Source organism: Imbroritus primus, from assembly GCF_964332355.1.
Lineage (GTDB): Bacteria > Pseudomonadota > Gammaproteobacteria > Burkholderiales > Burkholderiaceae > Imbroritus > Imbroritus primus.
Genome location: NZ_OZ201293.1, coordinates 3,071,952 through 3,086,229, shown reverse-complemented (window position 1 = coordinate 3,086,229; position 14,278 = coordinate 3,071,952). Strand labels below are relative to the sequence as shown.

The 14,278-nt window shown below is 63.9% G+C and carries 10 protein-coding genes; all 10 read right to left on the bottom strand.

Annotated features, from left to right (window positions below; translation table 11 throughout):
* Positions 1–10 precede the first annotated feature (10 nt).
* Positions 11–2,908 (bottom strand): DUF1156 domain-containing protein, encoded by a 2,898-nt coding sequence (locus tag ACQ3C8_RS14230; RefSeq protein WP_428851905.1) that lies wholly within the window; start codon positions 2,906–2,908, stop codon positions 11–13.
* Positions 2,909–3,961: a hypothetical protein gene (locus ACQ3C8_RS14225; protein WP_428851904.1), complete on the bottom strand. Its 1,053-nt coding sequence runs from the start codon at positions 3,959–3,961 to the stop codon at positions 2,909–2,911.
* Positions 3,958–7,512, bottom strand: coding sequence for a helicase-related protein (locus tag ACQ3C8_RS14220; RefSeq protein ID WP_144832566.1), 3,555 nt, complete (start codon positions 7,510–7,512; stop codon positions 3,958–3,960). Before ACQ3C8_RS14220 ends, ACQ3C8_RS14225 begins: the two co-directional genes overlap by 4 nt.
* 33 nt (positions 7,513–7,545) lie before the next feature.
* Complete coding sequence (locus tag ACQ3C8_RS14215; protein ID WP_144832564.1) at positions 7,546–7,752, bottom strand: hypothetical protein; 207 nt, start codon at positions 7,750–7,752, stop codon at positions 7,546–7,548.
* Positions 7,753–7,812: 60 nt separating this feature from the next.
* Positions 7,813–8,709: a WYL domain-containing protein gene (locus ACQ3C8_RS14210; protein WP_144832561.1), complete on the bottom strand. Its 897-nt coding sequence runs from the start codon at positions 8,707–8,709 to the stop codon at positions 7,813–7,815.
* A 256-nt stretch (positions 8,710–8,965) separates the two neighbouring features.
* Entirely contained in the window at positions 8,966–10,330 is a 1,365-nt protein-coding gene (locus ACQ3C8_RS14205) for a hypothetical protein (protein ID WP_428851903.1), read from the bottom strand.
* On the bottom strand, positions 10,331–11,215 hold the full coding sequence (locus ACQ3C8_RS14200; protein ID WP_428851902.1) for a plasmid partitioning protein RepB C-terminal domain-containing protein: 885 nt from the start codon (positions 11,213–11,215) through the stop codon (positions 10,331–10,333). It abuts the gene before it with no gap.
* Entirely contained in the window at positions 11,212–12,111 is a 900-nt protein-coding gene (locus tag ACQ3C8_RS14195; protein ID WP_428851901.1) for a plasmid partitioning protein RepB C-terminal domain-containing protein, read from the bottom strand. Before ACQ3C8_RS14195 ends, ACQ3C8_RS14200 begins: the two co-directional genes overlap by 4 nt.
* Positions 12,108–13,667, bottom strand: coding sequence for a recombinase family protein (locus ACQ3C8_RS14190; RefSeq protein WP_428851900.1), 1,560 nt, complete (start codon positions 13,665–13,667; stop codon positions 12,108–12,110). Before ACQ3C8_RS14190 ends, ACQ3C8_RS14195 begins: the two co-directional genes overlap by 4 nt.
* 138 nt (positions 13,668–13,805) lie before the next feature.
* A complete protein-coding gene (locus ACQ3C8_RS14185; protein ID WP_428851899.1) occupies positions 13,806–14,276 on the bottom strand; it encodes a hypothetical protein in 471 nt (156 codons plus the stop codon).
* Positions 14,277–14,278 lie beyond the last annotated feature (2 nt).

The window sequence follows — 14,278 nt, the reverse complement described above, 5'->3', positions numbered from 1 at the left end:
GTTCTTCCCCTCAGATGTCCAGTTGAGCTTGCGAGCCGAGCACGCCCGCCTCGCCAGCGGCCTGTTCGATGGCGCTCCACGCGGTGACGAGTTCGTTGTAGGCACGGGCTTCCTCGGCCCAGCCTTTGCGTTCGCACAGGGTGTAGAGGCGGTAAGCCAGAGCACGGATGGGTTCGGCGCGGGCGGGCATACGGGCGAGCAGCGCACCAGCACCGAATTCGCCGTCTTGATTCAGTGCTCGGATCAGTTGGTGCAGCGCCTCCCACACCGGGAGGCGCACGTCCTTCTCCGGCTGCCAGTCACGCGGCATTTCCGCCCACTTGAGCAGGCGAAGTTCGCCCTTGCTCGAATCCACCACGCCGCTGGCTTGCAGGCCACCGACGCTGGTGCCCTTGGCGCGGGCCAGCACATCGGCATCGCCATACTTGCCGGTGGCCCAGCCTTGCTGCTCGAACCAGTGCAGGCAGAACTGCGTGTCGTGGTCGAAGTCGTCCTCGGCAAGGAAGCGGTTGATCAGTTGAAGCGCGGTGCGCACGTTCATAGGCGTGCCGTCGGCTTCCAGCACTGTGGCGTACTGGCTGAAGATCGCCATGCCGGGCCCGATGATGGCTTGCGACAAGTCCACCGGCGCAACGGGCGAATTGACGCCGCCGCGCGTCATTTCGTCCAGCGCCTCGGGCAGCGTGGCATTGAGTTCGCGGATGAACTCGCGGCGCGAAACCGTGGGTGCATCGGTGGGGCGCTGGCGGCAGACGAGGATGATGCTGGAAGCCAGCGCGTTGGTCCCGGAACCGATCATGCGGTTGCCCAGTTCGGTGCGCATGGGCCAAGTGCCAGTCAGCGCGAAACCGGCCTTGAGCACGGCTTCGAGGAAAGTTTCCCACCCCGTACTGGAAGTGCCAGCTAGGTCCTTGGTCTCGGACTGTTTGAAGGCGTAGTAGATGGTGACGGGAAAAGCCGGATGCGCCTGCCGTGCCAAGTTGTGCAGTGCCTCAGTCATACCATCAAGGAAGAAGCTTTCCGCTTGCTCCTTGCTCCCGTGACGATAGGACGCGGCAACCAGTTCTTCGGCCTTGGGCACAGCCAGCGTGGCGAACAGACTCGGGTAAATAGGTTTCAGCGAGCGGCGCAGCCAGACATAAAAGAAGTCCGATAGATCGGCGTAGCCAATGTTGTCGTAGTAGGGGGGATCTGTAGAAACAAGCTTGTTCTTGCTGGTCGTTTGTGTCTGCGCGTCCTGTTGAACAACACTTCCCCCTGCTCTGGCAGGGAACAGTTGAACTGCTTTCACGCCCCACTCAATATTGAACATCCAGTTTCCGCTGGATTCCGAGAAGGGGTTTCCTTCCGCAAAGTCCCACGTCATCGGGATGGCCTGCCGTCCAAACGTGTTGCGTAGCGCCTCCATCTTCGGGCTACTGTCCCACGAGCAAATGGTCGAGCCACGATCTGCGGTTCGGCTAATCGCAAACGCCACATACACCCCAATTGCCTGTGCATACGCCGTCGCGCCAGAACCTCCCTCATCGAGGCTACGGCCGTCGTCAGCCATTCCAGCCGCCAACGCGTCGGCCTTGACCTTGGAAATCGTTTCGCCTACCAGATCGGAGAAGGTGGTCAGCGCCACCAGTTGGCGCGGGGTGAAGAGGTCACCCCATTCGGACAGGCCATAGGGCACGCACGTACCGCCTGTGAGTCGAGCAGGAACATCTCCGGAGGGCTTCCAGCTTGGCTGCGCTTGCAGGGCCGCATCTTCATGCTCTTGGGTCGGAGCCAAATAGATCCGGCCTCGCGCGCCTTCGGCGGCGATGGCCATCAATCTCTCGCCCATGCGTCCCGCCTGCCCCTCGGCCTTGATGTAGTCGCCGCCAATCGGTGTGTCCGAGAGCACGCAGCGGAAGTTCGCGCCACGGCCGGCAGCCTTGGTTCCTTCCTTCGCTTCTTCCGGAGGCTCGCCTACCTTCACCGTGAAGCGGTACTTGCCACCCTCAACCACAGGCTGCACATAGCTTTCCTTGCCCGCCTTGCTGGAGAGGATGAAGGTCGAAGCCAGCGGCACATCCACATGACTGAACGCCGGGTTGGGGCTCTTTACCGTGCGCGCCCACAGCCATGCGATGACGGTAAGTTTCTCGCCCAGCAGCGGCTTGAGGTCGGGCCGCTCCTTCACGATCTCGGCGGTGATTTCCACCTGCGGGTATAGATGGCCGATGCGCTTCTCGGCCTCAGTCCGCATCCATGCGCCGTAGCGGCGCACGTCTTCAGCCAGCCCTTTGGGGCCCGACCAATCTTCTGTCAGCTTGCCCTGCTTGTCGTCCGGCACGCGAGGCCCCACCGGCGCGCGGCCCGCGAAGCGCGGCGGGATTTCGATCATGGCCTTGTTGATGGTGACGGCCACGGGGTTGAGGTCGGAGGCGTAGCTCTCCAAGCCCAGACGCTGCGCCTCAAGCGGCAGCGCGCCGCCGCCCGCGAAGGGGTCGTGAAAGGCAGGAAGCTTGTCGGGGTTGAACAGTTCGGCGGCCTGGGGGTGGCCCTTGTTCAGTTCGCAGACCTCACGCCACGAGCGGCGGATTTCGGCGCGGGCGCGCTCCAGCACTTCCTCGTTGTTGGTGTTCTCCCACTGCACCAGGTCTTCGATGATTTTGAACAACCGCTCGCGCTCGGCCTGCGCCTTTTCCTTGTTGACGCCGTAGCGGAACCCGCCGCCTTGCTGGTAGCCGGGGTCGTTGACCATCTGCGCGAAGATGACTGCCCGCGCCGCCGCCAGCGGACGCCGCGCCCACCACAGGTGCAGCGTGCTGGGGTGGCCGTGGCGGATGCTTTTCTCGCGGGCAGCGGCGACATTGATGGCATCGAGCGGCAGGGCGACTTCGATTAGCTTCTTGGGTGTTTTGATGTTGTTGTTCATTTAGTCGTCCTTCTCCCAGCCGACCTTGCCATCGCATTGGCTACAGCCGACTGAGTAACTGTGTTCCATATCGCCGGTGTTGTATTCGTTGCACCACTGGCACTGCTCGATGTCATCGAAGATGTCGAAGCAGTTCGTGCAGAAGTAGTGGCCGCCACGCTCGACGACGGTGTGGTAGCCCTCGCAATTACCGCAGTTGGCAGGCAACCCGGTCTCGAAGTAGTCCTTCGTGCCGACCACGTCTTTGGTCAAGGCATCCACCAGATGCTCAGGCTCGATGCGTTCCTCGCAGTGCTCGCACGTCGCGTAGCCCTCGGTCGCAATGACGATGGGTTCGCCGCAATGCGGGCATTCGAGTTCGACCTGCGTTTCGGTGTGATCGCACACCAGACAGCGCAGCGACGCGATCTGATCGTCAAGGGCGTCCGGTATGGCGGCCTTGAAGCCGCAGGCGCTGCATGCTTTCGGTTTGCCACCCGCATTGCGAACGGCGTCCAATTCCGGGGCAAGCGCCTTGAACTTAGCGGCCAAGTATTGCCGGTGGCCCTTCATCGCCCGATCCGCGTGAGCGATTTCGCCGCTGAAGTCGTGGAAGTAGCTGTTCCACCGGTTCAACAGGCGGTGCAGATGAAACCACGAGCGGCAATGCTCGGCGACGATCTGCGCCTTGGCCTTTTCGTCGTTTTCCAGCCCGTTGTGGAAGAAGTGAACCATCTTGTTGCGATGGTTCGCCAGCGCGCGGAAGCTGCCGTAGGCTTCGTCGCCGATGTCCTCGCCCGCGACATCACGAATCCGCGCCCTGCAATCCTCCAGCGTGACCGAGATGAAGTCCCCGGCCATGAACTTGGCGAGGTTGGCCTGCTCGGGCTTGGAGACGATCAGCGACCAGTGCTCCTTCATCAGTCGCGCCTTGAGCAGCATCTCCACCGCCGCGCAGAAGTGGATGACGGAATACTTGGGCGTCTTGTCGAACTCCGCGATACCGCGCTCCAGGAAATCGAAGGCGTTGCGGGTCAGCGAGTCGAAGATGTCGTGGTGCTGATCGACCATCACAACGAGGCTCCCGGCGCGACGGCCTTGGCCAGCAACTGGCCCAGATCGAGGTTCTTGCTGGTTTCCGCCCAGTCCGGCTCCTGCGTGAAGGGCTGGCGCACGTAGAACGGACCTTCGTGCTTGTTCCCGTCCACCAGCACGATGGCGAGGATGAACTTGTCCGCTTGGTTCAGGCCGTAGAGGATTTCGTTGCGGGTGACTGTGATCGTGGACTGGCCCTTGGCGCGGCCCTTCACCTCGATGTGGCGCGTGGTCGTCAGGCGGCCATCCACAGGCTTGGGCTGGCTGGTCACGTCCCAGCCGCATTTCTGCGCCGACACGTCGATGACGTCGTGGCCGAGTGCGCGCTCGGCCTCCATGACCGCGCGCATGGCTATCTGTTCGACACGGGCGCGCGCATCGGCGTCCGCCGTCCAGCCGGTCTGCCCCTTGCGCTGCATCAGCAACCCGGCCGGGACTACGAGCGCGCCGCCGAGCACGACCGGCGTGGCCGAGACCACATGGCGCATGGCCAGCAGTTCTTTCTCGCGCGACTGGCGGCGTACCGTCAGGTCGTCGATGGTGCGCCGCACGTTCTCCAGCGTCAGGCGCACGTCCTTGCCTGCGGCCAGATCGTCTTGCAGCTTGATGTAGCGGTCTGACCAGAAGTTGATCTCCTTGACCAGCCGTTCGTGGACGGCGGCCAAGGTCTTGTCCACGGACTTCTCGCGCCGCGACCGCACTTCGTCGAAGTGCTCGGGCACGAGGTGGCTGCCCGCATGGGCGAGCGCCGCGTGCTCCAGATCCTTGGCGATCCACGGTGAGGCCAGGACGTCTTGGATCAGCGCCATGTCGCCAGCGGCGAGCGGCTCCAAGTCCAGGTGCGGTGCCCAGCCGGCATTGACGGTCTGGCCCGAAGCGTCGATCTCGACGAACTGCATGCGCCGCGAGGCGACGCGGCTGGGGTCAGCGCCTTCCTTGACCGAGTGGTCGATGATGAACATCACCTTCGGCGCCAGCCCCAAGTCGCTCGGATCGACCAGCACCGCGCCCTGCTTTAGCTTGTTGCGATGCTGCTCCAGCACGATGTCGGTGACCGACTGCATCAAGGGATGACCCGGATGCAGGAGGCTGGCCATCGGCGCGCCCACGCGGTCGGTGAGGCGCACGTACTGCTTCTCGAAGCAGACGCGCTCGTAGCGGCGCAGCACCGGGTCAGCGTTGCGGCGATCCCGGCCCGTGATCTGGCGGTCGCGCTCGCGGATGATGGCGGGGACGTTGGTGATCTCATAGCGCCCCTGCTCGCGGGGCCGCAGTTCGCCGCCCAAGGCCGCGAAGGCTTGGTTGAAGAAGGCGCGGATGAAGAAGGGCTGGAGCTTGCGGGCCTCGGCCTTCTCCATTTCCTCCTTGACGGCGAACAGGCGCTTCTCGTCCATTACCTCTTCGCACAGGGCATTGCGCTTGATGATGTTTTCGAGGTGATTGGTGTCGAGCGCGCCTTCGACCTTCTTGAGCAGGCGGGCGCGCACCTCGGGGTCGGCACCGTAGCGAATGGCCTCGATCAGCAAGTCCTTGAGGCTCTTCTCCTCGAACACCTCGCCGAGGATGTCGAACACGCGCCCGCCGAGCGCCGCGCGCTCGACTTCGAGCTTCTCGAACAGGCGCTGGAAGACGTCGCCTTCGCGGGTTTCGGAAGCGACCATGTTCCAGAGGTGGCAGACCTCGGTCTGGCCGATGCGGTGGATGCGGCCGAAGCGTTGCTCCAGCCGGTTGGGGTTCCACGGCAGGTCGTAGTTGACCATCAGGTTGGCGTTTTGCAGGTTCACGCCTTCGCCCGCCGCGTCGGTGGCGATCAGCACGCGCGCGGCCGGGTCGTTGCGGAACAGCTCCTGCACCTTGCGCCGTTCCTCGCGCTTGACGCCGCCGTGGATCATCACCACGGCTTCCTCGCTGCCGATCAAGCCGCGAATCTTGACCGCGAGGTAGTTCAGCGTGTCGCGGTGCTCGGTGAAGATGATGAGCTTGCGCTGACGCCCGGCGTCGTCGTGCATCTCCGGGGTGTCTTGCAGCAGGCGGGAGAGTTCGTCCCACTTGCGGTCTTGGCCGGAATGCACGACCTGCCGGGCCTGCTCTTCCAGTCCTTCGAGGATGATGATTTCGGCTTCGAGTTCTTGGATGGTCTGCGCCGCCGTGGCCTGATCGACAATAGCTTCCTCGAAGTCCTCGTAGGCTTCGGGCGAGAGATCGTCGGCGGAATCCCAGATGTCCTCGGGCGAGCCGTTGCCTGCGCTATTCGCGCCGGCGTTCAAAGGGGCAACGGTCTCGGCCAGCGACTGGCCGCGCTGGCGCAGTTTTTCGTCTTCGACACGACGCTTGAGCTTGTTGCGGCGGCGCTTGAGCGATTGGTAGATGGCCTCGGGGCTGGAGGCGAGCCGCCGTTGCAGCGCGGTCAGGGCGAAGCCGACCGTGCCCTTGCGGCCACCGTCGGCCAACTGGTCAGCTTTGGCAAACTCGGTCTTCACGTACTCCGTGACCGCCGCATACAGGGCGGCTTCCGGATCGGAGAGCTTGTAGTTGACGGTGTAGGCGCGGCGCTCAGGGAACAGTGGCGTGCCGTCGAACTTGAGCAGGTCTTCCTTGACCATGCGGCGCATCAGGTCGGCCACATCCACCTTGTGCGCGCCGTCGCGGAACTTGCCGTAGAAGCGGTCGGCGTCCAGCAGCGACATGAAAAGCTGGAAGTCCTCTTCCTTGCCGTTGTGCGGCGTGGCCGTCATCAGCAGGAAGTGGCGGGTGATCGAACCCAGCGTTTCGCCGAGCAGGAACCGCTTGGTCTTGTTGACCTTGTTGCCGAAGTAGCTGGCCGAGAGCTTGTGGGCTTCGTCGACCACGACCAAGTCCCACTGCGTGAGCATGAGCTTTTCTTGCAGGTCTTCAGCGCGGGCCAGCTGGTCGACACGAGCGACCAACAGGTCAATATCGTCGAAGGGGTTGCCGCTGCGGGACTGCTCGACCTGCTCGCGCGAGAACAGCGTGAACGAGAGGCCAAACTTCTCGAACATTTCGTCCTGCCACTGCTCTACCAGCGAACCGGGCGCGACGATAAGCACACGCTTGGCATCGGCGCGCATCAGCAGTTCGCGGATGAACAGGCCCGCCATGATGGTCTTGCCCGCGCCGGGGTCGTCCGCCAGCACGTAGCGCAACGGCTGGCGCGGCAGCATGGATTCATAGACCGCCGTGATCTGGTGCGGCAACGGCTCCACGTTCGACGTGTGCACCGCCATCATCGGATCGAACAGGTGGGCCAGGTTGATCCGGTAGGCTTCAGCGGCGAGCTTGAACTCCTCGCCAGGCGCGTCGAACGCCCAAGGGCGGCCGGCCTCAGCCAAAGACAGGTTGGCTTCATCGGTGCGGAAGAGCATTCGCTCGCGCAGCGTGCCATCGGCAGTCTTGTAGTAAACGGTGAGGGCGTTGTCGCCGACCGGCTCGGTCGTGACGATGCGGACCACCTGCCCGGGCTCCAATCCCGAGATGGCCGCGTTCTTCTGGATCTGTTCGAGCTTCAGCACGGTGCGCCCCTTATTCTTCTTGCTTGCCCGCCCTCAGGGCTTGCGCCGGTTGTAGGGCGACTGGTTCGTGGGCTTGAGGGAGACGTCGTTCTCGCTCGCCTTGTTGCGCACAGCGTCCTCAGTGCGGCCCATCTTGAGGCCGATGACGCGCGTGGGCGTGTTCTGCTTGGCGAGCTGCTTGAGCTGCGAAACGTCGGCAGGCGTCCATTGCTTGCCGTGGTTGGCCGGGGGGTTAGCCATGGTGTGACTCCTTTCGGTCGTTGCGGTCGGCGGGATTGCAGGCGTTGGCGATCATCGTGGTCACCACTCCTTGCTCGGTTCGCCGTAGCCCGGTGCGAGCACCAGGTTGGTGACGCCGTAAAGCGCTTGGCGATTTCGGAGCCACAGGTGGTACTCGCCACCCTTGAGGCTGTGGTCATCGGTGCAGTCCACGTTCCAGCGGCGCAGCAGGTAACCCGCCATCGCCGCACGCGCGCGGAACTTGAGCACGCCGCCCTCCATGCCGTACTCGGCCTCGATGGTGTCGGGGTGCTGCACGTTGGCCGGATGCGGCACAAGCTCGAGCTCAGTGATCCGGTTCCACTGGATGTCCTGATCGGACTTCTCGTGGTCAGCCACCGGCCCGGAAAGGAGTTGCGCGTCATCGAGGCGGCCCAGCACGAAATCCCGGAACTCGCCGCTGCGCCGGTCAAAGGCACGGACGTGCCAACGCAGTCCGCTGTCAGCCAGCGCGAAGGGCACGATTTCGCGGGTGGTCAGTCCGCTCGACAGGGCGCGGTAGGCAATCTCAACGGCTGCGCCTTGATGGATGGCGCGCGTCAGAACGGACAGCAGCTCCAGATCGATCTTGCCCGGCAGGCTGGTGCCTTCCTGCGCCACAACACCCTTCCAGCGGATCGGTTCTCCGTCGCCATAGCCCTGGGACAACCACGTGAGCACGCGCTCGGCCGGGAAGTCGAACAAGGCCCGAAACCAGGATGCGCGGACATAGACCTTGCCCTTGGGGTCGTACTCCATGTTGCCGGGCGCCATCTCCTTGTATTGGGCGATGTCCCGCGTCGCCGCCGCCGCCTGGATGTCGAAGCGCGTGACCAAGTCCTGTCGGCGGATTTCGCCCACGAAGCGCAGACGCAACTCGACGAACGCGAGTCGGTCGCGTTGCGCTTGGGTCATTCCTGAGAGTCGGTCGCTGGACATGGATTGCGGGAGTTTTCCTATCGTTTGGCGTAGCATACGCATATCAAAACAATCCGTCAAGCAGTTGCATAAATAGCTTCAGTGCATCGCAAAATGATGATGATTTTAAAGGGGCAGCTACCAGCCCGCCGCAGAGCGACTGATTGTTCGACTTAATAGGGGCTGGCGAAAAGAGCGAAATCAGCGAAATGAGAAGCCCGACAAGCACTTGCGGGCGGTTCGGCGCAGCGAAACGAGCGAAATGAGCTTCGCGCCACTACGCGAGTCGGTACACCCGCGTTGGCGTACCCGGCGTGTCGGCAGGCCGCTCGACCCACTGCACGCTGATCCTGGGCGGCGTGCTGGCCAACAGGTGCTCCAGGCTGGCGTCGATCCGCGCCTTGGTCACCTTGCCCCGGAAGCACTCCGCGCTGATCTGGCTGCGCGTGGCCTGGCCACGCTCGTGGAGGAAAGCCAGCACGCGGTTCGACATTTCCAGCACCTGCGCCAGCTTCGCCTCCTCGGCGGCGCTGACGAACACGAAGCGCACGGACGCCGTGGCGTGGCGAATCCATGCCGTCGCCGCGTCGATGTGCTGGGCATCGATGCGGGTTTGCAGATCGGTCAGCGCCATCAGCATCGCCAGCCGTAGCAGCATCGGGGCACGGCGCTCCAACAACGCGCCGACGACGCCGTCGCCGAGATCGTCGTTCAGTTCGCCCCGGTAGAGCTGGGCATAGCGCCATTGCGCCTGCGGCGATAGCTCCATCCGCAGGTGGTCGCGACGGTCGTGCCGATTGGCATGAACGAAGGCCAACACCTCGAGCGTCCTGCACGCCAGATGCTCCACCACCGCCTGCGGCGTCTCCTTCGGGAAGGGCAGCATCCGCGTGCGCTCGGCCCAGATCAACAGGAAGCGATTGGCGAAGCCGTTGGTGAGATCGCGGGCGCTCATCAGGCCCGTCAGTTCGCTGGGCGAGATCGCGCCGCTCAGGCAGACGTGTGGTTGGCTGGCGTAAAGCCGGTTCGACTTGGTGGCGGGCTTCAGATCGACGCCATCCCAACAATCGCGCAGCGCCGCCGACAGCGTGTTGCCGTCGCGCCGTCCCTGATGCAGCACGTTGGCGAATTCGGATTCGACCACCCACAGCCGCTTGTCCTCGATGGCGGGCACCTCTAGTCGGCCTTGCCGATAACCATCGTGCATCAGCGCCACCAACCCTTCGCGGCTGGACAGGCCGCCGCGATGAATCTGCGGCGCGAAGCCTTCGTTCATCGCGCGTAGCGCCTGATCGATGCGCAGCACCAGCGACACCGCGTCACCCTTGCGGCCACGGTCCGAGCGCCCGACATGCAAGCAGAACAGCCGCGCGTGGTGGCGGGTGTTGCCGACAGGCAGGTACACGCCGCGCCCGACCGCGCAGGACAGATAGGCCATGAAGTTGGCGGCGATGGCGACTGCATTGGTTTCCGTGCCTTCGCTGCCGGCATGGGCCACGTCGCCGATCAGGCCATACAGGCACGCCGGATCGGCCACGGGCGCATTGCGATGCGCGACCATCGCCGCCTCTCCGCCGTCATCGGCATCGTCCGGCGGTGATGTGGCGTGCGGTCGGTGAATAGCATCGCCGATCCGTCGCATTCACTTTCCGTCCAGCGCCACGGTCTGGATGATGTTCTCGAACTCGGCCAGCACGTCAGGCTGGCGCTGCGACAGAAAACGGAACACCGCCTTGTTGTCGATCAGCTTGCCGAGGTAGCCGCGTGCCAGGACCAGGAGTAGCACGTCCTGACCGTAGGACTTTTCGACCAGCTTCAGTTGCCCTTGGATGTTTCCCATCTCGCGCTCCATCTTCACCATCTGTTCCGCCGTGACGCCGGGCAGCTTCCGAGGCCGCTTCTCGCTGACCAGCAGGTGCGGCGGCGTGGCCGCAAGCAGGGCTTCGGCGTAGGCGACCGTCATGTTGTTGGCAGTGAGCATCAGCTCCACGCACTCGACCTGCCGGGTGGGTTTGAGTTTGCGCAGCACCGAACCGAGGTTGGCAGAGAAGTGCTGATCCTTCAGCATCTCGACCACCTCCGGGCAGATGCCTTCGAGCAGGCTCACCTTCTTGTGGATCTGGCTGATGTCCACGTTCAGCGCCTTGGCCAGCCGCTCGGGCGAAACGCCACGCTCGACTGCTCGCCGAAGCATGTGGTGCTCCTGAATGGACGAGATGCGGTTGATCCGGTTGTTGTAGGTGTAGCTTTCGTCGTCGGTAGCGACCAGGCACGGTGCGTCGACGTAGCCGAGCTGCCGCAGCGCCAGCAGGCGCATGTGCCCGTCGAGCAGGATGTGCTGGCCGGTGGCCTTATCGGCCTTGCCCACGCTCAAGGGTTCGATCAGTCCGACTGCTTCCATCGAGGCCATGATCTGCTTGAACTTTCGCGACGTATTCAAGCCCTCCGGCGTCTTGCGCGACGGCAGAATCCGATCCAGCGCAAGCGTGATCGGTTCTGGGATGAACCCCAGCGGTGGGCGGCTCATGCCGCGTGACCTCCAGCCCAGACGCGCTCGGCCAGTTGCTTGGGCAAGGTGTCCAGTCCTTCGGCGCGCAGCAGGTTGGAGAAATGCTCGTCGGCCAGCAACTGGCGCAGCGCCTCGATCACGAACAGCAGGCGCTGCTGGGTGAATTCGGCCTTCTTGACCATCAGCTTCTGCCGCTCGACCTCGTGCTGGTAGTTGCGCACCAGGCTGGAGGTGGTGACGGACGCTCCCTTGCGCGTGGGCCGGTGGGCCAGCGTTTTGCCCAAGCTGCTGCGCCGCTGAAGCACGCGACGCGCCTGCATCAGTTGCCCGCCGCGCAGTTGGCCGCTTTCGTAGGCGTCCTGCAACGCGGCCTGCACCGCTTCTTCGTCGCTTGCGCCCGCGATGGTGATGGCGACGTTGAGCGGAACCCTTCCGGCCTCGACGGCGGCCAGCAGGCGTTCCTCGCTCTTTTCGAAGAGGAGCAGGATACCTTTGATGTAGTCGAGACTCAGGCCGGTCTTCTGGGCGATGACGCGCTTGTCGTAGCCCTGTTGGCTCAACTGCTCGATGCTCATCAGCAGTTCCAGCGCACTGTATTTCCTGCGGGCGATGTTCTCGGTCAGGCTCATGATGAAGGCGTCTTCGTCATTGACCCGCACCACCAGTGCCGGAATCTCTCTCTCGCCGAGCGACTTGAAAGCCTTGAGCCGTCCCTCACCGCAGATCAGCAGGTAGCGTTTGCCGTCTTCGAGATCGTCGCGCGGCGTGACCGTGACCGGCTTCTTCAGACCGACGTTCTTGATGTTGCCGACGATCTCCTCGAACACGCGGCCGTTGCGGTCGCGTGGGTTGAGCACCGCGATCTGATCGACCGGGATCATCTGCAGCTCGGTGGCGTGGTGCATTTTGCTCATGCGACTCTCCTCAGACGGCTGCGCTCGGCCATGCCGTAGAGGTAGTCCAGGCTGTCGAAGCGGTAGCTCTCGAATTCGAGGCCGTTGTGATCGGCCAGGTGAATGCGCGGCTGGCCGAAGTCCAAACGCGGCAGCAAGTAGTAGTCCAACGCAGCCTGATTGCTGTCATCCAGACGCACGGCGACCGTGATGTCGGGCGTCAGGCTGGTATCGAAGCGCACCTTCCAGCGGCGGCGGTCGTTGTCCAGCAACTGGCAGCGCGAGAGCACCAGCGAGACGGTGAACTCGCGGTTGACCGTGAGCAGGTCGGTCGCCGGATCGCGCGCGACCGCGCCGCCGACATCGGCGATCATCCGCTCGGTTTGGCCAACGATCTCCGGGTGGAGGCGGCGCAGGAACTGGTTGACCTCCAGATACTGGTAGTCCCGATCCGGCGTGAAGCCCACCGTCTGGTAGGCGCGGATCAGGCTGCCGAAGCGGTGCGCGTAGGCCGCCGCCGACGGCATCCCCTCGGACTCGTCGATGATCAGGCCGGACAGGTAGCCGTGCTGCTGGAAGAGCCGCCGCAGCTTCTCGATCAGTTCCTCGTTGCTGAAGCGGTGGGCGCGTTCGCGCAGGATGCCTTGCGCCGTGTAGAACAGCTCGGGCGGCACGATGCCCTCGAACGCGCCTTCCTTCTTGATCCACATCTCCGGGCGGTTCACCACGCGCACCTTCTTGAGCTTGAAGGAGCGCCTGTTGTAGACGTTGTTGCCGATGTATTTCTCGTTGGACAACACCTCGCGCACCGTGGCCCGCGTCCAGTCGCGCCCGAGGTCGGTCCGAATGCCGCGGGTGTTGAGCCGGTCGGAGATCTCGGATTCGAACAGGCCGTCCTCGACGAACCAGCGGTAGATCTGGTTCACGACCGCCACTTCCTCGTCCGGGCCGGGCTGCAGGATCACGCGGTCGGTTTGCAGGCTCTTGTGCTCACCACGCGAAAGCTGCCCCTTCACCGCACCGGACTGGTCGATCAGCACGCGTCGCAGACCGTAGCCCGCTGGCCCGCCTTGGCGGAATCCGAGTTCGATCAGGCGGCACTGTCCGGCGAACACCTTGGCCGAAAGCTCGCGGCTGTATTCGCCCGCCATTGCACGTTTGACGCCTTTGACGATGGTGGACACCGGCGAGCCGTCGTTCTCGAACTGCTCGGCGCAGTAGGCGACCTGAATTCCGGCGCGGCGGCAGATGTATTCGTAGTAGGCGCTTTCGTCGGCGTCCTGGAACCGGCCCCAGCGGCTCACGTCGTAGACGAGGATGATCTGGAAGTCGGCCTTGCCTGCCTGGACGTCGCCGATCAGTTGCTGGAGCGCCTGCCGACCGTCGATGCGCAGACCGCTCTTGCCCTCGTCGGCGTAGGTGCGGACGATCTCGATGTTGCGCCGGGCGGCGTACTCGCGAATTTTGTCGGCCTGGTTCTCCGTCGAGTATTGCTGGTGCTCGGTGGACATGCGCACGTACTGCGCGGCGCGGAACACCGGCCCCGGCGGACTTATAGGCGATTCGTTCGATTGCATAGACCCGGTCACTCCGTGATTGGCGATCTCGGGTCTGCCGCCCCTTCAATGGACACGCCGCCGCCGCACGGCGGCAACGCACACGGTTGGAATCGTTGCCATGCAGGATGTTCGAGAGAACCCGTTTTGGAAGCAAAGTTACGGGCGAATCGACGAGGCGTCGATCACGTCCTCTCTTGACACGTCCATCTTGCACGGACACGTCACGCAGACCGGCGTGATCTCGACGACCCACGAGTCGCCGTTTTCCCTCGGCAATGCCGGATGCAGCGTGATGCGGTACAGGCCGCTCGGCAGGTCGCACGCGTCCATCTTTGCAAGATCCCCGTTTCGGCCCCGGTCCCGCGACCGCTGCTGCTCGCGGTTGCGTTGTGCGTATTCGGGCCGGGAATCGCGGTAGTTGCGCCAGTAGTCCTGATGGCGCTGCGACCACGCCTGCTGCGCGGCGCGCTGGTTGATCCGGTAGTCGGGATCGGACTGGAGCTTGGCCCGCTGCCACCGGCGCTTACGGGCGCGTTGGCAGTCGGGTGCGGAACAGAAGGCTTGGTCGGGAACTTGCGGGCGGGGTTCGAAGGGGTGGCCGCAGTGCGCGCAAAGTCGGGTGGTCATCG

Excerpts from the sequence above, each read along its gene's own strand:
- ACQ3C8_RS14230 (WP_428851905.1), bottom strand. The coding sequence starts at position 2,908 with ATGAACAACAACATCAAAACACCCAAGAAGCTAATCGAAGTCGCCCTG.
- ACQ3C8_RS14215 (WP_144832564.1), bottom strand. The coding sequence starts at position 7,752 with ATGGCTAACCCCCCGGCCAACCACGGCAAGCAATGGACGCCTGCCGAC.
- ACQ3C8_RS14210 (WP_144832561.1), bottom strand. The coding sequence starts at position 8,709 with ATGTCCAGCGACCGACTCTCAGGAATGACCCAAGCGCAACGCGACCGA.
- ACQ3C8_RS14205 (WP_428851903.1), bottom strand. The coding sequence starts at position 10,330 with ATGCGACGGATCGGCGATGCTATTCACCGACCGCACGCCACATCACCG.
- ACQ3C8_RS14200 (WP_428851902.1), bottom strand. The coding sequence starts at position 11,215 with ATGAGCCGCCCACCGCTGGGGTTCATCCCAGAACCGATCACGCTTGCG.
- ACQ3C8_RS14195 (WP_428851901.1), bottom strand. The coding sequence starts at position 12,111 with ATGAGCAAAATGCACCACGCCACCGAGCTGCAGATGATCCCGGTCGAT.
- ACQ3C8_RS14190 (WP_428851900.1), bottom strand. The coding sequence starts at position 13,667 with ATGCAATCGAACGAATCGCCTATAAGTCCGCCGGGGCCGGTGTTCCGC.
- ACQ3C8_RS14185 (WP_428851899.1), bottom strand. The coding sequence starts at position 14,276 with ATGACCACCCGACTTTGCGCGCACTGCGGCCACCCCTTCGAACCCCGC.